At 48.5% G+C, this 26,772-nt stretch carries 20 protein-coding genes; 4 read left to right on the top strand and 16 right to left on the bottom strand.

Annotation, left to right across the window (positions count from 1 at the left end; genetic code table 11):
- Positions 1-15: 15 nt before the first annotated feature.
- Together IAQ59_RS15580 and IAQ59_RS15575 are read right to left on the bottom strand one after the other, a co-directional pair.
- Complete coding sequence (locus IAQ59_RS15580; RefSeq protein ID WP_245189635.1) at positions 16-459, bottom strand: DUF4221 family protein; 444 nt, start codon at positions 457-459, stop codon at positions 16-18.
- Between the two features lie 78 nt (positions 460-537).
- Positions 538-741, bottom strand: coding sequence for a hypothetical protein (locus IAQ59_RS15575; protein WP_209331755.1), 204 nt, complete (start codon positions 739-741; stop codon positions 538-540).
- 567 nt (positions 742-1,308) lie between these two features.
- Here IAQ59_RS15575 and IAQ59_RS15570 point away from each other — a divergent pair.
- Positions 1,309-1,821, top strand: coding sequence for an REP-associated tyrosine transposase (locus IAQ59_RS15570; protein ID WP_209331754.1), 513 nt, complete (start codon positions 1,309-1,311; stop codon positions 1,819-1,821).
- Positions 1,822-1,978: 157 nt separating this feature from the next.
- Here the strand turns inward: IAQ59_RS15570 and IAQ59_RS15565 are convergent, their stop codons facing one another.
- Both IAQ59_RS15565 and IAQ59_RS15560 read right to left on the bottom strand, forming a co-directional pair.
- The gene (locus IAQ59_RS15565; RefSeq protein ID WP_209331753.1) at positions 1,979-3,307 is read right to left on the bottom strand and encodes a sugar MFS transporter; all 1,329 of its coding nucleotides are present in this window, start codon (positions 3,305-3,307) and stop codon (positions 1,979-1,981) included.
- A gap of 26 nt (positions 3,308-3,333) precedes the next feature.
- Positions 3,334-4,068 carry a glucosamine-6-phosphate deaminase gene (locus IAQ59_RS15560; RefSeq protein WP_209331752.1) on the bottom strand — a complete coding sequence of 245 codons (735 nt, stop codon included), beginning with the start codon at positions 4,066-4,068 and terminating at the stop codon, positions 3,334-3,336.
- A gap of 557 nt (positions 4,069-4,625) precedes the next feature.
- Here IAQ59_RS15560 and IAQ59_RS15555 point away from each other — a divergent pair.
- Positions 4,626-5,795: an acyltransferase family protein gene (locus IAQ59_RS15555; protein ID WP_209331751.1), complete on the top strand. Its 1,170-nt coding sequence runs from the start codon at positions 4,626-4,628 to the stop codon at positions 5,793-5,795.
- Positions 5,796-5,843: 48 nt separating this feature from the next.
- Here the strand turns inward: IAQ59_RS15555 and IAQ59_RS15550 are convergent, their stop codons facing one another.
- Both IAQ59_RS15550 and IAQ59_RS15545 read right to left on the bottom strand, forming a co-directional pair.
- Complete coding sequence (locus IAQ59_RS15550; RefSeq protein ID WP_209331750.1) at positions 5,844-7,235, bottom strand: FAD-binding oxidoreductase; 1,392 nt, start codon at positions 7,233-7,235, stop codon at positions 5,844-5,846.
- Positions 7,236-7,262: 27 nt separating this feature from the next.
- On the bottom strand, positions 7,263-9,149 hold the full coding sequence (locus tag IAQ59_RS15545) for a sulfatase-like hydrolase/transferase (protein ID WP_245189633.1): 1,887 nt from the start codon (positions 9,147-9,149) through the stop codon (positions 7,263-7,265).
- 90 nt (positions 9,150-9,239) lie between these two features.
- Here IAQ59_RS15545 and IAQ59_RS15540 point away from each other — a divergent pair, with 90 nt between their 5' ends.
- Positions 9,240-10,109, top strand: coding sequence for a pirin family protein (locus IAQ59_RS15540; protein ID WP_209331749.1), 870 nt, complete (start codon positions 9,240-9,242; stop codon positions 10,107-10,109).
- A gap of 101 nt (positions 10,110-10,210) precedes the next feature.
- Here IAQ59_RS15540 and IAQ59_RS15535 read toward each other — a convergent pair whose 3' ends face one another.
- Positions 10,211-10,591 carry a PH domain-containing protein gene (locus IAQ59_RS15535; protein WP_209331748.1) on the bottom strand — a complete coding sequence of 127 codons (381 nt, stop codon included), beginning with the start codon at positions 10,589-10,591 and terminating at the stop codon, positions 10,211-10,213.
- A 313-nt stretch (positions 10,592-10,904) separates the two neighbouring features.
- Here IAQ59_RS15535 and IAQ59_RS15530 point away from each other — a divergent pair, with 313 nt between their 5' ends.
- Positions 10,905-12,467, top strand: coding sequence for a purple acid phosphatase family protein (locus tag IAQ59_RS15530; RefSeq protein ID WP_209331747.1), 1,563 nt, complete (start codon positions 10,905-10,907; stop codon positions 12,465-12,467).
- Positions 12,468-12,851: 384 nt separating this feature from the next.
- Here IAQ59_RS15530 and IAQ59_RS15525 read toward each other — a convergent pair whose 3' ends face one another.
- From IAQ59_RS15525 to IAQ59_RS15485, 9 genes are all read right to left on the bottom strand, one after another.
- Positions 12,852-14,153 carry a sulfatase family protein gene (locus IAQ59_RS15525; protein ID WP_209331746.1) on the bottom strand — a complete coding sequence of 434 codons (1,302 nt, stop codon included), beginning with the start codon at positions 14,151-14,153 and terminating at the stop codon, positions 12,852-12,854.
- Positions 14,154-14,248: 95 nt separating this feature from the next.
- Entirely contained in the window at positions 14,249-15,751 is a 1,503-nt protein-coding gene (locus IAQ59_RS15520; protein WP_209331745.1) for a sulfatase, read from the bottom strand.
- Between the two features lie 83 nt (positions 15,752-15,834).
- Positions 15,835-17,271: a sulfatase gene (locus tag IAQ59_RS15515; protein WP_209331744.1), complete on the bottom strand. Its 1,437-nt coding sequence runs from the start codon at positions 17,269-17,271 to the stop codon at positions 15,835-15,837.
- 67 nt (positions 17,272-17,338) lie between these two features.
- The gene (locus tag IAQ59_RS15510; protein WP_209331743.1) at positions 17,339-18,379 is read right to left on the bottom strand and encodes a nucleoside hydrolase; all 1,041 of its coding nucleotides are present in this window, start codon (positions 18,377-18,379) and stop codon (positions 17,339-17,341) included.
- Between the two features lie 76 nt (positions 18,380-18,455).
- A complete protein-coding gene (gene rbsK, locus IAQ59_RS15505; protein WP_209331742.1) occupies positions 18,456-19,370 on the bottom strand; it encodes a ribokinase in 915 nt (304 codons plus the stop codon).
- 52 nt (positions 19,371-19,422) lie between these two features.
- Positions 19,423-20,874 carry a DUF1501 domain-containing protein gene (locus tag IAQ59_RS15500; protein WP_209331741.1) on the bottom strand — a complete coding sequence of 484 codons (1,452 nt, stop codon included), beginning with the start codon at positions 20,872-20,874 and terminating at the stop codon, positions 19,423-19,425.
- A gap of 73 nt (positions 20,875-20,947) precedes the next feature.
- Positions 20,948-24,211, bottom strand: coding sequence for a DUF1553 domain-containing protein (locus IAQ59_RS15495; RefSeq protein ID WP_245189632.1), 3,264 nt, complete (start codon positions 24,209-24,211; stop codon positions 20,948-20,950).
- 110 nt (positions 24,212-24,321) lie between these two features.
- The gene (locus IAQ59_RS15490) at positions 24,322-25,314 is read right to left on the bottom strand and encodes a sugar phosphate isomerase/epimerase family protein (protein WP_209331740.1); all 993 of its coding nucleotides are present in this window, start codon (positions 25,312-25,314) and stop codon (positions 24,322-24,324) included.
- 368 nt (positions 25,315-25,682) lie between these two features.
- Positions 25,683-26,702 (bottom strand): COX15/CtaA family protein, encoded by a 1,020-nt coding sequence (locus tag IAQ59_RS15485; RefSeq protein ID WP_209331739.1) that lies wholly within the window; start codon positions 26,700-26,702, stop codon positions 25,683-25,685.
- Between the last annotated feature and the right edge of the window lie 70 nt (positions 26,703-26,772).

Here is a 26,772-nt window from a genome sequence, read left to right as displayed (position 1 = left end):
GTAAATTTACAGTTTTTAAACTATTTTACGTCCGATTAATTTAGGGGCCGGTACATCATTGGGTATTTGTCTTTTTAACAGAAGTTCTCCCTTAAAATTGATTAGTCCAATTGCAGGTGGAGAAAAGGTAAGCCATATCGAATCCGGACCTGTAAGAGTTGCTCCAAGAAATCCCTTAACACTATTTGGCCCCTCAAAGGTTAGAGGAATTTTATGATTCACTTTCCCATTTGAAAAATCAATGAATTGGTAATTTTTCTCTACATGATTATAGGCAAATAAAAATGTACCTGAGTCAGTTTCAATAAACTTTGTGTTTCCAGGATTTACAGAGATAAGGTCATTTGTCTTTATGGAAATTTCTTCTATTGTTTCCATTTTAAACTGCCTTTTTTGAGTTTTCTTATTACAACCAAAAAATAACAAACTAAAAAATACAATAAATACGATCTTTTTCATAATTTATAAAAATTAATAGTAAATAGCATATAGATAACAAACTTGCTATCTATATTCATATTTTGATAATTACTGATTTTAGCACCCTTCGCATATGCAAGGAAGATTAAAAACCAAAATCACGCACCCGTCATGGGGTTCGCCAGGTGCATCAAACCACTGACACCACTCAACACCACTTTGTGCCTTTACATCTGCATGCTGGTCTGAGACAAATCCAAATCCGACCACCGCTGCCAACGATCCCAATAAAAGAACTGGCTTTTTAAAGTAATTTTTCATAATATAATTATTTTAAGTTTTATAATGATTTGTATAAGTTAAAAAGAAAGGAATGATATTTCCAAATATTTTTACAATAATTTATTTACAACATTTAAAACAGGAGTTGAAATAGTAAGCATATTCTTGACAATTCGGCAAAAAATATGTATTACATATTTAGGTTAAATAATTTTGGGAGGAAAAGTTTGCGAAACCAGTAAATTTTCAAGTTTTGAATTTTCCTCAACATATGAATTGATGCTTTCGTAGTACTCGGCGAGTTATCCTACCAATTTTCTATTGCCCCGACTGGGTGTAGTATCCACTACACCCAACTATTTCTAATCTATTTGGAGTACGTAATCCGTTTCCTACCATTTGCAGTGGCGTACGAAAGAATTTATTAGTAAACACATACCAGACATTTTGAAGACTTTCTGACTGAGATTTGAAGACGGCTCCGAAAAAAAAACATTCCTTCTATTTATAGACTTCTATATTCATTTGTAATTTCCGTGCGGATAAACTATTTTCAGCTATGGGAGAGGCTTATCAACCCCGATAGCTATCGGGGGAGATCAGGAAATGCCCTACTTTTTAACTTTTCAAGTGGTTGGATGGGCAGATGTGTTTTCAAGAAAGCTGTATAGGGACTGTATCTTGGAAAATCTGGCTTATTGTAGAAAGGAGAAGGGACTTTTCCTCTTTGGTTATGTTATCATGACCAATCACCTTCACTTGGTTGTTCAACAAAAAGACGGAAAATTGTCAGGTTGGGTACGGGATTTCAAGAAGTTTACAAGCAAGAAATTGCTTAAAATGATACTGGAGAATCCACAGGAAAGCAGAAAGGAATGGTTGAAGATGATTTTTGCTTATCATGCTAAATTAAATAAAAGAGCCGGTGAAATGCAATTTTGGACACACGAAAACCATGGTATTGAACTTTATCGAACTGAAATGATCGAAAGTAGAATGAATTATATTCATGAGAATCCGGTAAGGGCAGGAATCGTGGAAAAACCTGAAGACTATATGTGTTCGAACGCAAGGAATTATCCTGGGTTAGAAGGCTTAATAGAGGTCGATTATTGGTAATTCCGTCCATTTCCAATTGCAAATTGGAATTAATAGAAGGGTGTAGTTGCAAACTACACCCAGCCCGGGGATACCCCTCTGGGTGACTTACGAAAAGGGATTTTTGAATATGTAGGTCTTTTTGCCCAAACAGCCTGTAAACCACCCAACACGATGTCTATTTCACTCGACTCCAAGACCTGATCAAATGACCATAAAACGCGTAATACATAAGGTACAGATAGCAAGGAACCAATACCCAGTAAGCTTCTCTCAAGCCGACAGCGTCGGCATAATGCCCATAAACCATCGGTAAAATGGCATTTCCACACAGCCCCATGATCAAAATGGACGCACCCAGTTTGGTAAACTTTCCCAGCCCATCCAACGCCAAGGGCCAGATTCCCGCCCAAACCAGCGAATTGGCAAAGCCGAGCAGCACCACAAACCAGATAGACACATCTACATCAAGCCCCAACAGGCCTACCTCACCCCTCAAAAACAAAATCCCAAAAGTAAACAACAGCCCCATGGTAGTGAATGCCCTGAGCACGTTAACCTGTTGGATAAACCTGGGAATGGTAATAATGCCAAAAATGTACCCGGCTATCATTCCTGCCAAGGTGTAAGAAGGGAAAACCTTGGCATCCAACATGGATATGCCCATCGACATGGCATAACTCATGATGGTATCGATCGCAATCACCTGAGTACCCACGTGCAGGAAAATGGCAACCGCTCCCAGGATCAAATGCGGAAACTGAAAGATATGGGTTTTATTTGCGTTTGATTGCGCTACCTCTACGGTTTCCTGTTCGGTGTTGATTTCGGGCAACGGAGACAAACGCACCAACACACCCAAAACCACCAACGAAATACCTACCAATGTATAGGGCAATATCACCCTTCCGATCAGCTCGTCCAGATACTGATCTTTAGTGGCCACATCCAAGGTGTCCAATTGGGAGATCATGGCATCGTCGGTGACCCGCAGCACCACGGCAGCAAACACCAAGGGAGCGAGGATACCGGCCCCTTTGTTCAGTATACCCATGATGCTGATGCGTTGCGCGGCCGACTCCTTCGGGCCCAAAATGGTGATATAGGGGTTCGCCGCGGTCTGAAGGACCGCCAAACCGGCTCCGATCAGGAATAAGCCTAGGAGAAAAATCTCGTAGGTTCGGCCCATCGCAGCAGGGATAAAAACAAAGGCCCCCACCGCCATCACCCAAAAACCCACACTCATCCCCTTTTTGAATCCGACAGCTTTCAGCAAATAGGAAGCTGGAACTGAAAAGACGAAATAGGAAATGTAGAAAGCGAAGGCCACCAGGTAGGACTGAAAGTTGTTGAGCTCGCAGGCCACTTTGAAATAGGGTATCAGGATGGCATTTACCCATGACACAAAGCCAAAGATAAAAAACAGTCCACCGATGATGCCGATCGAAATATAGGTTTGTCGCTTCGTGAGCGCGCCTACTTCAACAGTTTGGGTTTTGGACGCCACAGGTTTGGTTATTTTGGGTGATAGGATTATTTCAAAAGAGAGGCAGAAGCCTTGTCTAAATACAACATACATTGCGGATGCTGTTGCAGGATAGAAGCAGGATGGATATTGCTTACCTCGTTTTCCACGCATTCCTGCACTGCCTTTGCCTTTCGCTCATCGGGCACCGAACAGATGATCGCGGCAGATTTCATGATCTGTCGGATAGACATGCTGATGGCTTGCTTCGGAACAGCGTCAAAATCCGGAAACCATCCTTCGCCCAATTGCTGCTTGCGGCACGCTTCATCCAAGTCTACCACCAGGTAGGGCTTTTCCGTGTCAAAATCAGCAGGTGGATCATTAAAGGCCAAATGCCCGTTTTCTCCGATGCCAACCAACGCCACATCGATGGGCTTTGAGGCAATCAGATGCCCCAACCTATCGATTTCTTCCGCTGGATCTGCCTCACCATCTATCAGGTAATAGGCGGCAAGCTGACCAACCTGATCCAAGAAACGCTCCTTTAAGTACTTGCGAAAGCTCGCCGGATGGGTAATGGGCAACCCCAAATATTCGTCCAAGTGAAACATGGTTACCTTGTCCCATGCTATCCCTTTTTCCTGTAGCAGTTGATTGATGGTTTCAAATTGGCTGGTTCCGGTAGCCAAAATGATATTTGCTTCACCCCTTTCGGCGATTGCCTTTCGGATGAGTTCTCCTGCAGCACTACCGCTTTTTTGCCCCAACTCCTTTGGATCGGAGGATACGATTACTTCCATGTATACTGTTTAAATAATTGGTAATAAATAATTTATAGGCATGCTCATTAACTAACTCCCTCCCAAAATCGAACCGAAATGACGCAAGCGATAGAAAACGGGTACCTATCTTGCGAACTGTATAGCGGTGATAGCCATCTCGAGCTACTTGGGCGGGTTTCAACGACTCAAATCCAAGCGTAAGTTAGCGAAAATTTAAGGTGTCAGTAAGCCAAATCCGACAAAATCCTGCTTCTTACCCGTATTCACAAGCCAAGCTCACCGTAGGTGTCCATTTCGCTTCATCGATCGGTTGTATCTGTCTTTCGTAAAAGCTTTGGGTTACATCAAATTTAGTTTTCCGTAAATCGAAGTTTCATTTTTTCCATGCGAATATAACGGTTACGTACCAAAAAGCTGGCAACCTAGAAAACCCAACAGCAAATATTTTATTGACCATCCGATAAAAATACTTTTATAATCCAATTAATAGAAATAAATTGACTGCAAAACTCACCCAAATAGTATAAAATAGCATCCCAGACATTTAAACGGAAAAAGCAACCAATTCACCCAAAATGAAAAACTCCCCCCAGCCTAATCTTGACATCAGCTCTCCGGATTTTGCCAGCAACACCCATCAGCCCGGAGGCAGCAACAAACGACTACTTTCTTTAGATGCCCTAAGAGGTTTTGACATGCTCTTGATATCAGGAGGAGGAACCTTCTTGGTGCTCCTAAAGGGAAAGACCGGATTGGCAGCGGTGGATTGGATAGCCGATCAGCTCACCCACCCCGCTTGGAATGGGTTTACGTTTTACGATTTTATCTTCCCCCTGTTCCTGTTTATGGCAGGCGTATCATTGGTTTTTTCCCTAAACAAAGGCATGGCTTTGGGGCTGGAAAAACAACTACTTTACAAAAAGGCGCTAAAGCGAATGCTTATTCTAATCTGTTTGGGCATTCTGTTTAAAAATGCTCCCATCCCTTTTTTTGAGCCATCCCAAATCCGCCTCGGCTCGGTCTTGGGCCGCATAGGCCTTGCCTCCTTTGTCACCACCGTGCTTTTTCTCAACTTCAACGGGCTACAGCGATTGGGCTGGGCCATTGGCATACTAGTGGCGTACTATGCGGCGCTTTTCCTGATCCCTGTACCGGGCTACGGGGCCGGTGACCTAAGTTTCGAGGGGAATCTGGTGGGTTGGTTTGACCGGACATTCCTTCCCGGCAGGTTACTTCAGGGAACCTACGACGAGCTCGGCCTGCTCACCCAGTTTCCGGCCATGTGCCTGACCATTCTGGGTAGTTTAGCCGGAGCAATCCTCGCCAACAACGCTTCAGAAGTCAATAAAATCAAATGGCTCAGCCTTGCAGGCGTCGTTGGCATTGGTGTTGGATTGGTTTGGGGCTTGCATTTCCCCATCAACAAGCACCTTTGGAGCAGCTCCTTCGTATTGCTCACTGCCGGTATGGCCTTTCTATTTCTGATGGCTTTCTATACCGTGATCGATGTTTGGAAGATACGCAAGTGGGCCTTCTTTTTCCAGGTGATCGGATTAAACTCCCTGACCATCTATTTTGGCTACAGCTTTATCAACTTTGGCTATACCTCCCGAAAGTTGTTCTATGGACTCTACAGCCCCCTACCAGAGGAATGGCACCGCGTATTTGAAGCGTTCGGTGCGTTACTACTGGTTTGGTTATTCTTGTATATCCTCTACCGCAAAAAGATATTCATCAAGGTCTAACACCTGGCCTATGCTCCGAAGAAGCCCACTGAAGGCCTCTTCGGAGCTTTATAGTATTTTCCCTGGGTTCAAAATACCTTTCGGATCCAGCGCATTTTTTAGCGTACACATAAGCTGCATTTCCTCCGGGTTTCGGCAATAGCCTAGATAGGGCTTTTTATGCAATCCGATGCCGTGCTCGGCCGAAATCGACCCTCCATATTCGCGAAGTGGCGTGTATACGATATGGTTTACCCGTTCCTTTAACTCCTCCGAACCAACTGTCTTACTTACCACCAAATGCATATTCCCATCGGCCATATGCCCATAGACAAAATACTTGTCCACTTCCAAAACCCTGTCCAACGCAGCGGTAACCCGATCCACATAGGCTCCAATATCCGCCACCGGTAAGCTCACATCGAAATGTTGATCGTGCGTGCATTGGGAAACAATATGGTCTACATCCTCACGAATGCGCCAAAATAAGGCCTGCTGTGTTTCTGAACCTGCAACAACCGCATCCAACACATCTCCACGCAATAGGCATTTCTCCAATAAGTCCTCTAGTCTGCCCGCACCACACGAAGATGCATCTCCAGACGTCTCCAGCAGTACATACAGGGGATAATCAAAGGCAAGTGGAATACCCCCACCCTTCAACATACCACACATATTCCGATAAGTGTCCTTCCATATGATTTCAAAGGCCGTAAGAGCTGATCCCAGTTCCTGCTCCATGAATTTCAAAAACCGCAACACAGCAGGGTAATCCTCCAATGCCACAAAAGCTGTTTGCTGATTGGCAGGAGGCCGACACAAGCGCAACACCGCGCTCGTCACTACTCCCAATGTGCCCTCTGAGCCGATAAAAAGTTGCTTCAAATCCGGGCCGGAATTGTCCTTGACCAGTTTTTTCATCGACGAAATCACGGTACCGTCAGCCAGAACCGCTTCCAGTCCCAATACCCACTGCCTGGTCATCCCATAGCGGAAAACCCGCAATCCACCCGCATTGGTAGCGATCATGCCACCAACCTGGGCAGAGCCTTTTGCGCCGTAAGTGATCGGAAACATCAAGCCAACTTCCTGAACAGCCCGATGTAGGTTTTCCAATATCACACCTGCCTCTACCGTTACGGTCTTGCTATCCGAGTCAATTTCCAAAATCCGGTTCAATCTTTCCATGGAAATCACCAACTCCGACCCATCTGTCTCGGTGCTGCCGACCATATTGGTCCGTCCTCCATGCACCACCACGGACATTTCGTGCTGATTGCATAGCGTCAATATAGGGGACACCTGCTCTACACAGGTAGGCAATACCACTGCGGTCGCCCGCAAAGGAATGTGTGTCTGCCATATATGGGCAAAGTGGTTCGACAACTCTTCGCCCAACAACACGTTATCTGCTCCCACGATGTCCACTATACGTTCAAGAAGGCTGTCGACAGTATCCATCACTATTTTTTAGTCAAAAAGGTAAATTTAACGCTGCAGGGGAATGGCCACGCCGCAGTTTAGCTGGGCCTGATCCAGCGCCATCCCGATAAACATCGGATAACTCCAGCTTCGATAACGGCCCCAAACATCTCCTGCATAATTGGGAAAAACCTCCTCCTGAATAACCGATAGCAGCGGCAAAGCCTTTTCTTCCAATTGCCGCACGCTGATGGCTGCCTGCAAAACAACAGGTTCGTAGGATCCTTTCAGCATGGTCTCCAAAACGCCCAATGCCTGAGGATCTCCGCGCTGCCTTACCATAATTTCGGCGGCTTTGATCGCCACGGAAGCTGAACTGTCGACCAAAAGTTCCGAGAGACGCTGCCACACGGCTTCCGAGTGATTGCCCGAGGCATCCAACGCAACGAGGGCCCAAAAGCGCACCACGTCCAAATTATCCTGTAAAAGAGGCAGCAACTCATCGATAGCCCCCACCTGCCCCACTTTGTATGCGGCCGCTACCATCCGGCGAAAGTCCGCTTCCGGAATTTGCCGGGCAAACTCGTATACCGACACACCTTGGGCAAGTGCCCCCTCCATCATAATCCCTTCCGTCAAAATTCCGGTATCCCGATGACGCACCATCCAGTCAATCAATTCGGTCTTTAAGCTATCAACTCGTGCGGCGAAACCATGGTCTCCTATCAAGTTCCGTTGCTCGTGTGGATCCTCCCAAAGATCATATAGTTCTTCCAATGGCTTTTGCTGCATCATTTTAGCGGTCGACACCGGTAACCGACCCAAGTCCTTTAAGCGATTGAATTCTTCGTAACTACCTTGCTTCTGAAAGATAATGGCCCTTTGATAATACGGAAGCTGCGGCATAAAATGCCGGACATACAGGTATCTCCCATCAAAAACAGACCTGGCAACTTCATAGCAGTCGTCAGCCCGGTCTCTGTAGCCAAAACTATAGGCAGCACGGGAAGGCTTCCTGGCTAAAAAATCACGCCCTTCCATCCGATCCGGCACCTTCGCACCGGCCAACCCGATTACGGTGGGGGCGAAATCCACAAAAGAAACCATTTGATCGGTTTCTTCTCCCGATAAATGGGGAGCCAAATGACGGTATTTATCTGGAATGTGCAGTAGAAAAGGGACCTGCAATCCCGCTCTGTTCAGCCAACGCTTGTGCCCTGGTACACCATGGCCATGGTCGGAAAACACAAACACAATGGTATTGTCCAGTAAACCATCCTCCTCCAGTTCTGCCATAAGTCGCCCCACGCCTTGATCAAATACCGCCAAGAGGTCGTACATGTGCGCCCAAATCTGTCTCATCCGCGGGGTGTCAGGTATGTAGGGCGGCAATACCGCCTTTTCCGGATCACTCCACTCGTTTAAGCTTTCCGTATCGGCGGTCCGTAGTGCGTTGGTAGGTCCTTCGTGCGTTATCATAAAATTAACGACGCTGAAAAACGGCTTGCCCTCGGGCCGATTTCTCCAATGAGCCGTTGGGCTACTATCGTCCCATCTCCCCTCAGGAGAAAAATTGTAATCGGTTTTTACTTGATTAGAGGTATAATACCCGACATCCTGCAACACCTGCGGAAGAATTTTAAATCCTTCTGGAAGTGGTATCTCAGACCGTAAGTGCTGTGTTCCAAGCGAAGTGGCATACATCCCCGTAATCAGCGTAGACCTGGCCGGCGCACAAATGGGCGCATTCGCAAAGGCGTTGGTAAAACGAATGCTTTTGGCGGAAAGGGCATCTAAATTCGGTGTTCGTGCATACCCGTCCCCATAACATCCGTAAATTGGACTCATGTCCTCGTGCGTAATCCAAAGGATATTGGGTGGCGGAAGACTTAGCTCAGGATGTGCGCAGGAAAGCATCGAAAGTCCCAAGCAGCAGAGAATGACTTTGTACATGCTTTGATTATTTAGGGATGGATTTACTAAAACACCATAAAATCTGTTCAGATACCCAAACAGATTGTATATTCATGAAAATATTGGGTTATGTCAAACATTCAACTAATCATTGAGGAAAGGGAAAGGTCTATAGGTAGCTTTATGGTAGGAAGGCTGCTTCCCTTTCGGAAAAAGCGCATGGTCGGGCCTTTTGCGTTTATAGATCACATGGGACCGGTAACCCTCTCAGCGTCCGAAAACTTTGACGTGCCGCCTCATCCACACATTGGGCTGTCAACCCTTACTTTTTTATTTGAAGGCAGCATCATGCACCGGGATTCCGTGGGCTCAAACGTGGAAATCAAACCCGGAGCAGTAAACTGGATGACCGCCGGAAAGGGAGTCGTACACTCTGAACGCACCCCTGACTACCTTCGCGGAATTGAAAAAAACCTGCATGGACTTCAGATTTGGGTGGCATTGCCAAAACACACGGAGAACATCGAACCCAGCTTTGTACACGTGGCAGCCGAAGAAATCCCCCAATGGGAAGATAAAGGTGTTCAGTTTAAATTGATCGCCGGTGAGGCATTAGGCAAAAAGTCTCCTGTTCCGGTCTATAGTCCCCTGTACATGATTGAGATAAAGTCTACGGAGCCCCGTATGTTGGATATCGGCAACGGGTTGTTTGGTGAAAGCGGTCTGTATATATTAAACGGAGAAATCAAAGCTGAGGGAAACACCTTTGGTGCTAGGCAGATTTTGATTGCAGAGAACGCCAAACTGTGTTCCTTTGAGATCGGTGCAAACACGACCATTTACCTGTTTGGTGGAGACCCCTTTCCGGAGGAGCGCTTTATTTATTGGAATTTTATCCATTCCGACCGGGAAGTCATCGAAGGAGCCAAGGAACGGTGGCAGGCGCAAAAATTCCCCAAGATCGAAGGGGAATCCGATTTTGTTCCGCTGCCCACCTAGCCCTGCAACGCGCAACGCACACCTAAGAGGGCTATCTAGAAATAGACAAAAAAACTTAGGTGGCATATGTCGGTCGGGTGTTTAGCGGTGTTTTTTACCTATTACTTCAGCACATGCTTTGCCAGAAGCTGCTGCACTTCATACACGTTGACAGACTTGTTGAACTTCTTAGCAATGCTAGGGCTTTGTTCGCTAGACACCCAAATTTTCAATTCAGCATCCAGGTCAAAGGTTCCGGCGGTTTCCACACTGAAACGGGAAATGCTTTTATAGGTGACAGAGAGATACTCGGTTTTTCTTCCGGTAACACCTTGTTTATCAATCAGAATCAGTCTTTTCGTAGTAAAGATGAACGTATCCCGAATCAGTTGAAACCCAATTTCAATTTGCTCGTCCTCAATGAGGAGTTTCGAGTAAGCTGCAGTCAGCTTGTTATTGTCAACAACCCCAGCATTTCCAAGAAGCGAAAAAAGGATGCCCATAGCACAAGTTATTAGTTGGTTACGAATAGTCTTAAAGGACTTGTCAATAAAGTACATCGCAAATTACTCAAGCCGAGCTCCTCTTTGCGCGTCCTCAACAGTGAAAATAGCTCAAAAATTTGACCCTTCCAACAGAATAGGGCACCTAATTAGGCGGAAAAGCTGGAATCCCTAGGCTGTGATTAACCTTCATTTAGCACAATGTTAACATTCACTTGATATAAGCTGCGTATTTTTACGATAAATATACGTTGAAATTTTGCCCAACTTACCGTATCTTAAACGATATATAGAACCAGTCATCCCTGTAAAAATGAAAAACCTGCTCCTACCCTTCCTTTGTATCGTGGCCTGCCAGTGGGCAATCGCACAAGAGTACCGCGTATACAAGGCCCCAAGATTTCGGGAAGAATGGAGCAAACCTACGGACTACCCGGATCGAATTGTCCTAAGCTTTGGCGCAGATGCTGCCACACAGGCTAGCGTCACGTGGCGAACCGATACCACCGTGCACAATGCCTTGGCAGAGATAGCCGTCGCCGATGGTGCACCTACCTTCTGGCGTTATGGAAAAACACTTTCTGCTAAAACGGAACAATTGGATGCTTCCTCCATTGAAATGGCCAAGGTAAAAGCACACTACCATTCCGCCGTTTTTACCGACCTCCTCCCTGGCACTACCTATGCCTATCGGGTAGGCGACGGTACTACCTGGAGCGAGTGGATCCAGTTTAGCACAGCTTCCGACGACAAAGATGAACCCTTTGCCTTTCTCTATGTCGGTGATGCCCAGAATTACATCCTCGAACTTTGGGCACGACTGATCAGGGAAGGCTACAGAAAGGCCCCTGACGCTAAATTTATCATACACGCGGGAGACTTGGTGAATAACGCACACCGGGATCAGGAATGGCATGAGTGGTTTACCGCAGGTGGGTTCATCCATAGCATGGTACCCTCTATGTCCACACCAGGAAACCACGAATACCGCGCCATCCCCGAATGGGATGGAACAAATGCCAAACGTCGGCTTTCCGTGCAGTGGCGCCCCCAATTTACCCTACCAGAAAACGGACCACAAGACCTTCAGGAAATCGCCGAAACCGTTTACTATACCGATTATCAAGATGTTCGGATCATTTCACTCAACAGCAATGTGCTACAAGAAGAACAAATCCCTTGGCTAGAAAAAGTGCTTTCCGAAAACAACAAAAAATGGACCATCGTCACCTACCATCATCCCTTGTTCTCGGCATCTGAGGGAAGGGAAAACACCCGCCTTCGCGAAGCTTGGAAACCCCTTTTTGACAAGTACCAAGTAGATCTCGCGCTACAAGGGCACGACCACAGCTACGCACGTGGGCGTGTTTCACCGGGAGAAAACGTCTTGGACGGAGTCAATGCACGAGACAAGACGGGGACGGTCTATGTGGTTTCAGTAAGTGGTGGCAAAATGTACGAACTCAAACAAAATGGATGGGACGACTACGAAGCCGACCGTGACCGTGCTGCTGAAAACACCCAGCTATTTCAGGTCATCCGGATCAACGGCGATAAGTTAAGTTTCGAATCGTATACGGCTACCGGCGAGCTGTACGACGCCTTTGACTTGGAAAAGCAAGCAGATGGCACAAACCAGTTCATAGAGCGGAAGTCAGAAGCTATCCCCGAACGAAGGTTTACAAACACAATCCCATACGAAGATCCCCTACCCGATAACCTCCTGTCCATTCTGATGGCAAGGTATCCGGACCATGCCCTCACCAGGGTAAATGCCCGAAAGGAAGCGGGCAAGTTGGTCTTTGCAGTGCGTATGGAAAAAGACGGGGAACGGTTGGAATTGCAAATCGATGAGGATGGTACAATTAGGGAATAAATTAACATTGCCTAGTAGATTTGAGATGTTAGATCCAAGACGTAAGACTGGCGAGATTTATCATTCTACAGGATCACACTAAAGGCCACTTTGGCTGTACCATGCTATCTTGGGTGTAGTTTACCACTACACCCAAACGTCCCCGCAAATTTGTAGTTGACAAAAACCAACTTCCTTTCAATAGTCGACTGGGGCGGCGTAGCTGCCAATAAAGCCTTCACAGAAACCTAAAAACAGGAAACAAACGTTTTTATTTTAACATCCCCCCTATTTTACCGCGAGCAAAAACGGCCCAAAGGAAATCCACCTAGCTCTAGAACCATATGTCATCCAAAAATGTCTCAGAATAAATGTTGGGCAGAAGTGACCCATACGACCCTGGACTCATTGAATCTCCTCCATAATGCGCTGAAAACCGACGGCTACTTCGAGCAGCTCTCCCGTAAGATCCGCCAGGTACCGAGGATGCTGCTCCAGAACATCTGACGCTACGTCAAAGAAACGACCGTCGTCGTACAGTTTGTACCGTTGATTTCTAACAAACACCCCATTGGCAAAACGCCCCCACTTGGGGCTATAGTACATGTAAATATAGGGCTTGGGATTGGAAGGACGACCCAACACTTGAGGCAAAAAGCTTCGTCCATCCACCTGCTGTCCGGAGGGCAGCGGGATACCGGCTGCCTCTGCCAATGTGGGCAAAAAATCACTGAAATCCACCAAATCACGGTTCACTAAGCCACTCATCGAGTGGCCCTTCCAGTAGGCAATCAGTGGAACTCGGGTACCGCCATCTGTCATATTCCCCTTGTCTCCCTTGATCACACGGCCGTCTTTCATCTTTGAGTAGATATTCACGTGGGTACCATTGTCACCGGTAAAGATCACTAGGGTATTATCAGCTACGCCGGTTTCTTCCAGTTTATCCATGATTTTGCCGATGATCTTGTCGGTGTAAGCCACCATATCTCTAAAATAACTGGTATCCTGCAGGTAGTGCTTGTCCGGATCCGCCCAATCTTTGCTATCCGGTGTGGGTACAAAGGGATCGTGCACCAAGTTCATGGGGTAGTACACGAAGAAGGGGCCGTCCTTTTTCCGGTCTATAAAATCCAAGATAAATTCAGAAATAATCTGCGGGCCGTACCCATTCGCTTCTCTTGGCAGCGCCTCACCGTTTTTAACCAAAAGCGGGTCTGCGTACCTTTCGCCCTCGGCACGCGTATTGTGCAATTGCCATAGACAGTATTCATCAAATCCAAAATGATGGGGACGGCTTGTATCGTCCCATCCTGGCAACTTACCGCCCGAGATGCCGTTGAGTTGCCACTTACCTGCCACACAGGTACTGTACCCTGCGTCTTTGAGTAAATTTCCAAAAGTCCTTTCCTCCGGGGGCAAAAAACCAAAAGCTTGGTAATTTCGGAAGTTGTGTTTGCCCGTCATGATCTTCACCCGGGAGGGGGTGCAGAGTGGCTGGGAATAACAATGCTCAAATCGAACGCCTTCTTCCGCCAATCGATCTAGATTAGGCGTTTGGTACGAAGCACTCCCATAGCTCCCCAAACATTCATACCCCATATCATCCGCCATGATCAGGATGATGTTGGGTCTACTTACATCTTGCGAAAAAGCGGCAGTGAAGTAAAACAGGAATAAACAACTAAACAAAATTCGGACTGGCATAGGAATCGGAGTTTATAAACTTATCGATATCAAAGATAGGGAGTAATCGGCAACAAGTAGCGCTAGCCACCTAGATGCCTACCTTATGAGGAGCCTTAGGGAAGGGGCTTCGGTCCACTTCGGGCATCCGTACGCACTGCTTCAAAGAGTCGCCTTAACGAAGTGAGGTCCTGCTGCATTTCCGGATTATCTACCAAGTTGATATGCTCCTCCGGATCGGTGACATGGTGATACAATTCCTCGTTGGTTCCTTCCGCTTCTTCTCCCCAGCGGGTGTATCGCCATTCGCTTGTTCGGACAGTTGCTCCTCCCCTAACGGTGATGGAATAAGCGTATTCTTTCCGCATTTGGGGACGCTTGCCTTGGAGGATTCCAGCGAGACTTTGCCCTTGAATGACCCCCGGTTGCTGTTCGGCAAACCCACCTAGCTCAACTAAGGTAGGATATAAATCAATGAGCTCGGTGATACCTGAATAGGTACTGCCGAAAGCCCCATCGAAATCCTTTCCAGGCACAGAGATAATTAATGGAGCAGCTACACTCCCTTCCCATAGACTCGTTTTGGACCAACTCCCATGCTCTCCCAAGTTGTACCCATGATCCGAAATGAATACGACAATGGTTTCCTCTCTCAGATTCAATCGGTCCAGGGCGTCCAACAAGCGCCCTACCTGTTGATCCATGAACCTCACACTGGCCATGTAGGCCGCGATCGTTTTTTTCTGCTGAAGTTCATCCATGCCCCAGATTTTTTCATTTTGCCTGGTCAATGCCTGTGCAGGCACATTATCGCCGACTACATACGAGGGCAGTATTACCTGCTCTGGGCGATGACGGGCAAAGCTGCTTTTAGGTGCGATAAACGGGACATGGAGACGCACAAAACCCACCGCCAAAAAGAACGGCTCGTCCCGCTTAATGCGCTGCTTGTTAGTGGCACCTTCGGGAATCAGTCCCGCCCGGTTTTCCAAAATAGCAATAGCCTGACTGGCTGCCAAATAATCGGTCTGTGTCTCGGCCAAGCTATCTGCCAAAACCATTTGCGCAAAATTAGAGCCGTAATGGTTGTTTTTTGGAGACAACAACTCCATGCTGCCATGACTCATGGTTTCTGGTCCCATGACATTATACGCATAATCCCAAGAATCCGGCTCATCACCTCCCGGTTCACCCCGTTCTATGCCACCGGGAACTCCCATATGATAGATCTTGGATACCCGGGCCGTGAAGTACCCCCGTTCCCTGAAAAAGCCCGCAATTGAGGGGTGGTTTGCCAAAGCGGCCGTCTCTTTGCGGTAGCTGCCAGGCTGGTCAATATTGGAAATAATCCCATTGGATTCGGGATACAGCCCACTCATCAACGATGCCCTAGAGGGTCCGCATAACGGAAACTGACTATAGGCCCGGGAAAACCGCACCCCCTCGGCAGCAAGGCGGTCTAAGTTTGGTGTATAATGGTCCACATCCATATAAGGACCGATTTTCGTATTGAGATCATCGGAAATAATCAGAAGAATATTGGGTTTGGCGCTATTCTGACCGAAATTCAGGTGAACTAAAAATAGCAGTAACAAACTCAGCAAACAGGATTTTTTCATTCGATAGGATTTTGGTTGGTGGGTTATTTCAGGTGACGAAGGAAGCAATCGCAAAATAATTTTACCCTTAAACTAAGTTATGTTTAGTTGAGATCATTGTCCCTTACTTTTTCGAGCTTTTCCCTTAGCGCCTTTTGAAAGGAAGCGACAATCGGCTGGTATTTTGGCAGATAGGCTAAATTGTTGTATTGCTTGGCATCGTGCTGCATGTCAAAAAGCTCCATCCCTCCGCCTGCATCCTCGTCATATTGGATATAGGCCCACTTTTCAGATCTGAGGAGAAACGAATGGCCTTGGGCTCTTACGGAGACCGAAAAGGCCATCTCCCGAACCTGTTGTTCCGGATCCTCGAGCACTTTCACCAGGCTTTTTCCTTGGAGCTGCCCCGAGGTGGATAAACCCGCAAGTTCTGCCACCGTGGGATATAAATCCAATAGTTCTACCAAGGAGTGGCAAACCTGAGGTTGTTGCCCAGGAACTCTAATGATCAGCGGGACCCTGACGGATTCTTCCCGCAAGCTCACTTTCATCCAAAACCCGTGCTCACCCAGGTGGAAACCATGATCGGAGGTGAAGATCACGATGGTGTTGTCCTCAAGCCCCTCATCCTTGAGCGTTTTCAGCACTTTTCCAACCTGCGCATCCATATAAGCAACCGACGCATAATAGGCTGCCACTGCCTTTTTTTCCTGCTCCTCCGACATCTTGGCGTGCTTGGTGGTGACGTAGTTGATTCCCCGCTCGGGAATATCGTCCCAGTCGTTTATTACCTTGGGAGGCAGTACCACTTCCTGATAGGGAAAGGGGTCAAAATAGCTTTTGGGTGCCACAAAAGGCACATGGGGCCGGACAAAACCAACGGCCAGAAAAAAGGGCTGATCCTTGTGCTTTCGGATAAGCTCCGAGGCCTTCTCTGCCGTTTTACCATCCGAATGCACCAAGTCATCGCCTTCGGCCTTTACGATGGTCATCACGTTTCCGCCTTGCTTGGGTTTGAGGCCAAACGGATTGTTCTGCACCAATTCGCTTTCGCCCTCTGCCAGCCATTCCGGCCCCTGACTATTAAAGCGTTCGGTCCAGGAGGCCGGGTCATCGGTGCCGTCCGTACCCTTTTCTATGTCTCCCGGCACGCCCATGTGGTAAATCTTACTTACCCGCGCCGTATAGTATCCGTTGTCCTTAAACAACTGCGGCCACATCTGCCGATCCGGGCCAATTTGCTCCCTTCCCGACACGTAGCCAAAGGTACCTGTCCCATGGGGATAGTACCCCGAAAGCATGGATGCCCTGGAGGGACCGCAAACGGGAAACTGGCAATAGGCGCGGGTAAAGAGGGTGCCCTCCGCCGCCAATTGGTCAATGTTCGGTGTGTGCCCCGCTGCATTCTCATAGGCAGAAACCGCCGTATTCGTGAGGTCATCGGAAATGATAAATAACACGTTGGGTTTTGTATTCCCCTGGCCGAAGCTCCATTGGACGATAAATAAAAAAATCAAGGGTAGTTGGTAAATTGTTTTCATCTGTTTATAATTGTTTTTCAGTTGATCATCTAATTCAGCACACTCCCGCATCTTTTAAGCTATTCCACTAGAACTTACGGGGCGTTGCACCTAACAGCCCGTTTAGGTAGTCCGCAAACGGCTCATCGGTGCCCTCCCGCTGCTGTATCAATGTCCGGTCTTTCACCTGATCGTCCGCAAGCCAGCGAACGCCTCTTTCGAGGTCCACCTCCATTTGCCCATTACCGGAATCCTTCAGAAACTCGCCCAGCCCCTCGACCGCAAAATAAACCGCGATCAGATCCCAACTGGGGCGCTGATCGTTCAAGGTGTGTTTTGACATGTTCCAGAGCCAATCCCGGTACACCGAGCGGACAATATTTCCCGGAGGGGTATGGCTTAGGGATTTTCCCGTCATCACCTGGGAGCCCCCGTCGGAGAAATAAGCCGGCCTCGGGAAATGTGCGATCAAATAGGCAGAATAGCTGGCCGATCCATTTCGATAGAGGTTCCAATCCGGGACGAGTGCCTGCTCCGGATTATGGGCATTCACTCCTCCCATGGCGATCCAACGATTGATTTTTAGACTCACCAACTCGAAGCCGGTCAACGGAGAAACATCGTCTGGCTCAGAAACCAGCAACTCATACAGGCCTTTGGTATGACCGATGGTCACGTAGGTGATGCTGCCATCTTCGCTGCCGGCAAGGAGTCGCCTGTTCAGCCGGGTTTGCTCCTCCGCATCGGTATTGTGAATGATCCGGTTCTTGAAGGCTGCCGTATCACGTGCCAACTTCTCGGCCGTCATCTTATCGACCGGATCGCCCACCTCGGTACCGTGATCAGCGCCGACCGGAATATCCGGACGTCCGTAGTACCTATTGATGGCCTCCACAATTCCCGCCCCGTAAGGTACTTTGCCCGAACTGTAGATGCATCCCACCAATTCGGCCTTGCCCAGGTCGACATAGCGGTGCACTACCGCAAAAGCGCCCGCATCATCGCAATCCGATCCCATATCGGTATCCAAAATGATCTTTACCGGCTCCACAGGGGACAGCACCGGATGATCGGAAGAGGAACAAGCCGAAAGGACAAAACAGGCCAACAAAACGGAAATTCTTAACATGCTTGTAGCTCTTAAATCGGTTCGTTTTTTTTACGTAAACTTCCCTACCGCGTAAACCATCCACTTGCACCGGATGCTACACAAGGAAATTGATCACCTCATGGAGAAAGGGTGCCGAAGGCTGTGCACCGCGTCGGGTGACCGAGATCGCAGCAGCCCGCTGGGCAAAATCTATGGCTTCCCGCATGGAGTGATTTGTCGCAAGGACTGCTGCCAGGGCACCGTTGAACACATCTCCCGCAGCGGTGGTATCCACTGCCTTGACCGCATAACCCGGTATCCGCTCACTGGTTTTGCTGTCGCAAAGGTAAACTCCTTTGCTGCCCAGGGTAATGATGACGGTTTTGATCCCTTTATCCAGCAGTTCATGGGCAATGGCCTCTACCTGGTCATCCTTTACTTCCGTTCTTCCGGTCAGTAAGGCCGCTTCGGTTTCGTTGGGGGTAAGGATACTGACCTTTTCCAGCAAACCATCCGGCAGCGCGGTGGCAGGTGCGGGATTCAAAATAAAGGGTATCCCTCGGGCTTCCGCCATCTGCGCCGCAAACTCAATGGTTTCCAAGGGTATTTCCAATTGGGCCAACGCAATCTTAGCCTCCTTAAACGCATCCGAAATACCACGTAGATCTTCGGGCAATAAATGGCTGTTTGCACCGGAGGCAACGGAAATACTGTTTTCCCCTTCCTCTGACACATTGATCAGTGCCACGCCGGTATGGCTACCCTCCTGCACCTTTATATAATCTGTATGTATGCCGTCCTTGCGAAAGCCTTCAATGGCCTGCTTTCCAAAGGCATCGTCTGCTACACAGGCGACAAAGGTAACCTCTGCGCCCGTACGGGCAGCGGCGACGGCCTGGTTTGCCCCTTTTCCCCCGGAAACAATAAAAAAATGGCTGCCCAGGACGGTTTCTCCCGGCGCCGGAATCCTGGGCACCTGTACCACCATGTCGGTATTGGAACTGCCAATTACAAGGATTTTTTGGTTCATAGAAAGCTTGATTAACGTGCGTGAGTCCTCGGCAGCAACACCGAGCTTTGGATTAGGCCAGGATATCTTTGACCACCTGACCGCTTACATCGGTTAGTCGAAATCGCCTGCCCTGATGCTTGAACACAAGCTTTTCGTGGTCTACGCCGAGCAGGTGCAGCAAGGTAGCCTGAAAATCGTGCACATGCACGGGGTTTTTGACGATATTGTACCCAAACTCACAGGTTTCTCCGTAGGTGATCCCCTTCTTCACGCCGCCTCCTGCCATCCACATGGTGAAACAGCGCGGATGGTGGTCCCTTCCGTAGTTGTCCTTGGTTAGTTTTCCCTGGGAATAATTGGTGCGCCCAAACTCCCCGCCCCAGATGACAAGCGTATCCTCGAGGAGCCCCCTTTGTTTCAAATCCATCACCAAGGCGGAACTTGCCTGATCCACGCTCTTTGCCATCACACGTATATCTCGGGGCAGATTGCCATGCTGGTCCCAGCCTTGATGGTAGAGCTGGATGAATCGAACATCCTTTTCAGCCAATCTTCTTGCCAGCAGGCAATTGGCCGCAAAAGTCCCCGGAATTCGGGAGTCTGAACCATACATGTCGTAGATATAATCAGGCTCCTTGGAAATATCCATGGTCTCAGGTACGGATGCCTGCATGCGGTAGGCCATCTCATACTGCGCAATACGGGAATTGATTTCATCGTCCAGCACTTGCTCGTACTTGAGCTCATGGAGTTCTTTTAGGGCATCCAGCATTCTTCGGCGACTGCCGTGGCCTAGCCCCTCGGGATCGTTCAGGTAAAGTACCGGATCCTTACCTGCACGAAACTGAACTCCTTGATGCAGGGAGGGCAAAAATCCAGCTCCCCAGAGCTTGGCATAAAGAGGCTGATCTCCCTCTCTTCCTTTGGAAAGCAATACGGTGAAATCGGGCAGGTTTTTATTGTCGCTTCCGAGTCCGTAACTGATCCAAGAACCCATTGATGGCCTCCCACCCAACTGGGATCCGGACTGAAAAAACGTGATTGCCGGATCGTGGTTAATGGCTTCCGTGTGCATGGATTTGATAAAGCACAACTCGTCTACAATCTTTGCCGTATGCGGCATCAGCTCGCTGATCCAAGCCCCACTTTGACCGGATTGGGCAAAGTCAAACACCGATCCCGCCAACGGAAAAGAATTTTGACTGGAGGTCATGCCGGTAAGCCTCTGCCCTGCTCGAATGGACTCCGGCAACTCCTGTCCAAACCGATCGTTCAACAGCGGCTTGTAATCAAAAAGCTCCATCTGGGAAGGCCCTCCACTTTGGAATAAGTAGATGACGCGCTTGGCTTTCGGTAGAAGGTGTGGCCCGCCAAGGCCAGACTCCTCCTTTGGACCGGAAGGCAGCATGCCCATCAACCGGGAAGGATTGAGCAAGGAGTACAAGGCCGTCCCGCCCAAGCCCAAGCTGGTCTTCGTCAAAAAACGACGGCGGTCCATAGAAAGATCATGAAGTAGGCTCATTTACGTGCGAATATTTTGTGTTTTTCAGATGGGACTCAGGTACGTTTGTTAGAGTAAGTCCTCAACGGCAATTTCAGCGTTTATATACCGCCTCATCGTAATTGACCAAGGTGGATGCTACCAAGGTCATCGCGGCTAACTGCTCGGGAGGCAAGTTCGGATTTACCCCAGAATCTCCTACACTTAAAAGCGAAAGGGCAGAATCCGGGGCAGACCTGAATTCCTCCAACTCCGATTCATATAGATTGAGCAGAATACCCAACTCCTTCGATTCGGGGCTTCTGCTGGTCATGGCCTTGAAACCAAAGTCAATTTGTCGTTCCGGTGTATCACTTGACTGAATCATACGTTCAGCAAGTGCTCTAGCCGCTTCCACGAATTGTGGATCGTTCATCAATACCAACGCTTGCAGCGGTGTGTTCGTTTTCTGCCGCTCCACTGAACAGGCATATTTGTCCGAAGCGTCAAAGCTGATCATGGATGGAGGCGGCGAGCTCCGTTTCCAAATGGTATACAGCCCGCGCCGGTACAGATTACGTCCGGTATCCTGCACGTATTCCCGTACATTGGCGGTAGCCAGCTCCTTCCAAAGGCCTTTGGGCTGGTAAGGTTTGACACTTCTGCCTCCTATGTCTCTAGCCAATAGCCCACTGGCTGCGAGTGCGTTGTCCCGAATCATCTCTACGGGAAGGCGGTAACTAGGTCCCCGGGCCAGCCAGATATTGTCTGGATCCTTTTCCTCCAACTCTTCGTTCCTATTGGATGCCTGCTTATAGGTGGTCGAGGTCACCATCAGTTTCAGCAGCGCCTTGAGGTTCCACCCCGACTCCCGGAAGTAAACTACCAACCAATCCAGCAGTTCCGGATGGGAAGGAAAAGCGCCTTGATTGCCAAAGTCATCTACGGTGGAAACAATCCCTTTTCCGAAGATTAACTGCCAATACCGATTTACCGCCACCCGCGCCGTCAGCGGGTTGGCATCGTGCACCACCCATCGGGCAAGGCCCAGTCGATTTGGGGGGAGGTCATCCGGAAAATCCATCACCGCGTGGGGAGTACCGGGAAACACCTCTTCGGTGGGGGCATCGTAGGTTCCTCTTGCCAATATATACGTGGGACGGGGCTTCGGCCGCTCCTGCATCACCATCACTTCCGGCAACGCACTCAAGATAGCATTCTCTTCCCCCCGGAGCCTAGAAAGCGATTTTTGTCGGGCTTGATAAGCCTTATTTTCTGTTAAAAGGTAATGCTCAAAAAGTGGGTCTTCATTTCCCTGTGCCAAATAAGATGCAAGTGGGCTTTGAAAGGAATGCAATGTCTCTATTTCAATTTTCGAAAGCTTCCGATCAAATACGCTGAATTCATCGACCAGGGATTGATCCAACGTTTCTGCAAAATTGGTCCCCCGCTTCCCGATTTGTAGGTTGCCCGGACTACCTATACTGCGCTTCTCTTTGCCGTAGGATAGGATGCTTCTGTGTAAGTTATCGGTTTCTATTGACGTAGGTACCAGTCGTCCATTTAGGTAAATCTCCAGCCCCTCGGCTTTGCTTGATCCATCATACACCATGGCAAGATGCACCCATTCGCCAACCGGAATTTTATCAAGTGTACGAACTTCAATGCCGTTGGCAGGCCAAGTATGGGTGATCAGCCCTTTTAGGGAGCCATCACCCGCAGCCAGTAGCTCGTAACCACGAAAACCATTGGCAAACCCTCCAGTTTTGGAAAAAATAGGACCTTCCAAACTATCTTTCAGCGCTTTATACCAAAGGCTAATTGTAAACGGTTCGTTCCGCTCGAAGAAAGCGATTTGGTTTCCCAAATCCACATAGCTATCGCCTACCAACTTGATGGCCCTTCCGACCTTCCCCTCAACTACCTGGAGATCCTTATCGGTTTGGATCACTACCATACTGGCAGGTTTACGGGGGTCTGCCACATTTTTGAATCGATTTTCCGTAGGGGCATCCAAGGGATAGTGCCCCAACCTTCCCTGAAGATCGGTATTGTCGGATTGGCTTGGTGCTATGTCTGTCAGCCACTTTTCAAAACCTCTTCTATACTCCTCTCTACAAGGATTCAACTCCCGTTCCTGTGCGATGATCTTTTCGCGGATATACGCTAGTTTTTGCTCCACTTCTTCATCGGTGAGAATCAGCGTCGGACTAGGTTCACCTACATAAGGCACCTGCCCCGTTTCTTTGATGCTGTTAAAAAAGGCGTAGAGTTGAAAATACTCCTTTTGGGAAATGGGGTCGTACTTGTGGTCGTGGCAGCGGGCACATTCGGTACTCAGGCCAAGGAATGCCTTTCCCAGGGTATTGGTCCGATCCGCCACGTACTCTACGCGGTATTCCTCGGGTATCACACCACCTTCTTGGCTTTGTGGGTGGTTTCGGTTAAACCCGGTAGCCAATATTTGATCGCTTGTGGCATTCGGCAACAAGTCTCCGGCCAACTGCCAGATGATAAACTCATCGTAGGGCAGGTTATCATTAAAGGCGCGGATGACCCAATCGCGCCACGGCCACATGTTGCGCATTCCATCGTCTTGGTACCCGTGGGAATCGGCGTACCGAGCCACATCCAGCCACTCGGAAGCCAAGCGTTCTCCGTAATGAGGCGACTGTAGCAGGCGGTCTACCAGCTTTTCGTAAGCATCCGGGGATGTGTCGGCCAAAAAATCATCTACTTCCTCTACAGAGGGAGGCAGACCGGTAAGGTCAAAAGACACCCGCCGGATCAACGTTTCCTTGGATGCCAATTTGGTAGGCTCCAGTCCTTGCTGCACCATCTTGGCATACAAAAACCGGTCGATGGGATGCGAGGCCCAATCGGATCGGTCTACAGGTGGAAGTTCCGGCTTGTTGGGCGGGATAAAAGACCAATGGGGCTTGTAGGCCGCCCCCTGCTCAATCCAGCGGGTGATCAACGCAACTTCTGTTTCCGATAGGACCAAATTAGACGCCGGAGGCGGCATTTGCAGTTCTGGGTCAGCAGTGATCATCCGCTGGTATACAGCGCTTTTATGGGGATTGCCCGGGACAATAGGATACTGATTTTTGGGCTCGCCAAACGCCGCAAACGCAAATTCCTCCATATCCAATCGGATACCCGCTTCCCGCTTATTTTCATCCGGTCCATGGCAGGCAAAACATCGGTCAGAGAGTATCGGTTTGATATGTAGATTAAAATCAATCTCCTCCGGAAGAGCGGCTTCCACCTCTTCCGAAAACAGGATGGATGATTCGCGGCGGTAGATCCAAACCAGCACGATTACCGCTGTCGCTAAAAACAAAAAGACTTTCCATACACTCCGACTCATACCTTGCATTACTGGCGTTTGGTTTCAATCTCTACCAAAAAACTCTCCATGCTTCCTTTACCCTGTCTTTCGCTCACCAACTGGAAAACGCTCGTCCAAACCACTTTCTTAACGCCAAGTTATTCAAACCGCTTTACAAACTCCAAAAACTTCCGTGCGGTGGCATCCAGGTTTTCGATGGAACCACCACCCTCCAACACCTCGCACATCTCATATACCAGGTAGCCCTGATACCCAATTTCCTTCAATGCACCGATAAAATTGTCGTAATCGATGATCCCCTCTCCCACCACCGTGGCACGCATCACCGGTCTATCCTCCCGGTAGTTGGTCAAGGCATGTTCGTATTGATAACGGGGAAGTGCCACATAATCCGCCAAAATGGTGTTGGCCAAGAACGGCTTCATCTTCAACACGGAGTTTCTGATTTCTTCCTTGGATAGTCCCTCTAGCGTAGGTGACCAAGCATCCCAGCCTGAGAGCACGTTTGGCAGGTTGATCTCCTGGAGCATCCAGTACATGGCATCGTGGTGTATGGCGATATCGTGGTGGTTTTGCACCACCAGGGTTACGCCGTGCTTTTGGGCTTCCCTGCCTGCCAAGGTCAACCCCTCTACAACCATTGCATACTGCCGGTCGTAAGGTATACCCGGGCGCTCGTAACCGGTAAAAACGCGGATCATTTTGGTTCCAAGATCGTTGGCCAGTTCGGCCAGTTGACCAATATAAGCGGCCTGAATCTCCAGATGAGGAATACCAGGTTTGTCTATGCCGGCGGTAAAATCCGAATAGCCGGCAAGTCCTACCAAGGTCAGACCCAACTCTTCAATCCTCGCTTTGAGTTTCCGGCGGGCCTCTTTATCGTATTCCAAAATCGACAAGTGCGGTGCCTTGGCCATCAACATAACACCATCATAGCCCAATTCCTTCGCCTTCACCAAAAACTCATCCACTGATAATTCGGCCTGACCCCGCCATAGGCCGGAGTAGCCAATGGAGTGAAGGCACGTTTTGACACGGAAGTCAGCTGAATGGCCGGTGGGCAGCGCCTGACCAAAGGATAACCCAAAAGAGCAAAGGAATAGGCAAGCACTAATAAACTTTTTTATCATATCGAATACGCAATAATCAAGGGGAATCTGAAAGAAACGCTTTAAGATAGTGCATTATCTGCATAGCCACAAAATCCACCAATATTTTCGCTTAATATTAGGTCATTTTCGCCATACATTATGTTCCTATTTCTAAAAACATCCGAATGGCACAGCTTCCAACCAGGGCGCCATTCAGCACATTCCTAAAATCCAAGCAGAAAAACACATCAGCCTCGGAATTTCCTGCCATTTCCCCTATCGAATATCGGCAAGGAAAATTCCTTGGCATTCAACGTAATCGATAGATTGCTGCCTAAAAATCGGATTTGAGCACATCCCTGCCATCGCCAATAGCTGATTCAAGGAGACAGGAAACTTATTAAAAGCTACCCTGCCGCTTTCGCCATAGAGGTTTTTTTGATCAAATAAACAAGCCCCAGCAGCAACAAAGCAGCGCCCAACTGATGTAACACCCCAAGGGAAACAGGCACTGCATAAACCAGCGTAAATACACCGAGCAAAAATTGAAGGGTGACCAACCCTAGTAACAAATTTCCGGCAAAACGAAGCTTGGGATAAGCACTACGTATTTTCCACCAGATCCACACGACCCCTATTACAACCAAGTAGGCAAGATACCGGTGAATCAATTGGATGGGTATGCCATTATCCACCACCGCCAATACCCCATGTATGTCAAACGCCGCACCCAATTCAGTCGGAAACCAATTTTTCCCCATTTTAGGAAACGTATTATACATCTTGCCGGCCTTCAACCCCGCGACAAAGGCTCCATAGACAATTTGAATACCTAAGATAACCATCAATCCAACCCCCAGACGGCGAACCCCTTCTGCTTCCACGGTCTTGAATGGCTTCCATTCCAACGATACCCAGAAAATATAGGCGGCAAGCGTGAGCGCAGTGGACAAATGGGCTGCGAGCCTAAAATGACTTACATGAGGCTGGTCTACCAGGCCACTCATCACCATGTACCATCCCAATACCCCTTGAAATAGGCCTCCAAAAAAGATGATAATTACCTGCCGCTTCATCCGGGCGTTAAATGCACCCTTTAACCAGAAAAAAAGTGCAGGAAAAATAAACACCAAACCAACGATGCGCCCCAGTAAACGGTGTACATATTCCCAGAAATAAATCTTTTTAAAATCAGCTAACGAAAAATGACTGTTGTAAACTTCAAATTCAGGCGTTGCCTGATAGGCCTCAAATTCCTGCTGCCATTTTTCCGCAGTGAGAGGCGGCAAGGTACCCACTATTGGCTCCCACCGTACCATGGAAAGGCCCGATTGGGTAAGACGGGTGATACCGCCAACCACTACCATCATCAGAACCATCACGCAACCCGTCATCAACCAGGTGTACACTGCTCCTCTGTATTTCATTCCCGTTGGATTTGTTTTCGGGTGCAAAAATCGAAAATAAAACCCGTAATTCCCCGGATAATCCCAAAAA

The organism is Lunatimonas salinarum (assembly GCF_017811155.1).
GTDB classification, from domain to species: Bacteria; Bacteroidota; Bacteroidia; order Cytophagales; family Cyclobacteriaceae; genus Lunatimonas; species Lunatimonas salinarum.
The sequence above is the reverse complement of the archived record's forward strand: the minus strand, read 5'-3'. Positions and strand labels throughout refer to the sequence as shown.

Excerpts from the sequence above, each read along its gene's own strand:
- IAQ59_RS15570 (WP_209331754.1), top strand. The coding sequence starts at position 1,309 with ATGCCCTACTTTTTAACTTTTCAAGTGGTTGGATGGGCAGATGTGTTT.
- IAQ59_RS15490 (WP_209331740.1), bottom strand. The coding sequence starts at position 25,314 with ATGATAAAAAAGTTTATTAGTGCTTGCCTATTCCTTTGCTCTTTTGGG.
- IAQ59_RS15485 (WP_209331739.1), bottom strand. The coding sequence starts at position 26,702 with ATGAAATACAGAGGAGCAGTGTACACCTGGTTGATGACGGGTTGCGTG.
- IAQ59_RS15540 (WP_209331749.1), top strand. The coding sequence starts at position 9,240 with ATGTCAAACATTCAACTAATCATTGAGGAAAGGGAAAGGTCTATAGGT.
- IAQ59_RS15515 (WP_209331744.1), bottom strand. The coding sequence starts at position 17,271 with ATGAAAACAATTTACCAACTACCCTTGATTTTTTTATTTATCGTCCAA.
- IAQ59_RS15545 (WP_245189633.1), bottom strand. The coding sequence starts at position 9,149 with ATGTACAAAGTCATTCTCTGCTGCTTGGGACTTTCGATGCTTTCCTGC.
- IAQ59_RS15520 (WP_209331745.1), bottom strand. The coding sequence starts at position 15,751 with ATGAAAAAATCCTGTTTGCTGAGTTTGTTACTGCTATTTTTAGTTCAC.
- IAQ59_RS15510 (WP_209331743.1), bottom strand. The coding sequence starts at position 18,379 with ATGTTAAGAATTTCCGTTTTGTTGGCCTGTTTTGTCCTTTCGGCTTGT.
- rbsK (WP_209331742.1), bottom strand. The coding sequence starts at position 19,370 with ATGAACCAAAAAATCCTTGTAATTGGCAGTTCCAATACCGACATGGTG.
- IAQ59_RS15575 (WP_209331755.1), bottom strand. The coding sequence starts at position 741 with ATGAAAAATTACTTTAAAAAGCCAGTTCTTTTATTGGGATCGTTGGCA.
- IAQ59_RS15560 (WP_209331752.1), bottom strand. The coding sequence starts at position 4,068 with ATGGAAGTAATCGTATCCTCCGATCCAAAGGAGTTGGGGCAAAAAAGC.
- IAQ59_RS15530 (WP_209331747.1), top strand. The coding sequence starts at position 10,905 with ATGAAAAACCTGCTCCTACCCTTCCTTTGTATCGTGGCCTGCCAGTGG.
- IAQ59_RS15550 (WP_209331750.1), bottom strand. The coding sequence starts at position 7,235 with ATGGATACTGTCGACAGCCTTCTTGAACGTATAGTGGACATCGTGGGA.
- IAQ59_RS15495 (WP_245189632.1), bottom strand. The coding sequence starts at position 24,211 with ATGCAAGGTATGAGTCGGAGTGTATGGAAAGTCTTTTTGTTTTTAGCG.
- IAQ59_RS15535 (WP_209331748.1), bottom strand. The coding sequence starts at position 10,591 with ATGGGCATCCTTTTTTCGCTTCTTGGAAATGCTGGGGTTGTTGACAAT.
- IAQ59_RS15500 (WP_209331741.1), bottom strand. The coding sequence starts at position 20,874 with ATGAGCCTACTTCATGATCTTTCTATGGACCGCCGTCGTTTTTTGACG.
- IAQ59_RS15555 (WP_209331751.1), top strand. The coding sequence starts at position 4,626 with ATGAAAAACTCCCCCCAGCCTAATCTTGACATCAGCTCTCCGGATTTT.
- IAQ59_RS15525 (WP_209331746.1), bottom strand. The coding sequence starts at position 14,153 with ATGCCAGTCCGAATTTTGTTTAGTTGTTTATTCCTGTTTTACTTCACT.
- IAQ59_RS15580 (WP_245189635.1), bottom strand. The coding sequence starts at position 459 with ATGAAAAAGATCGTATTTATTGTATTTTTTAGTTTGTTATTTTTTGGT.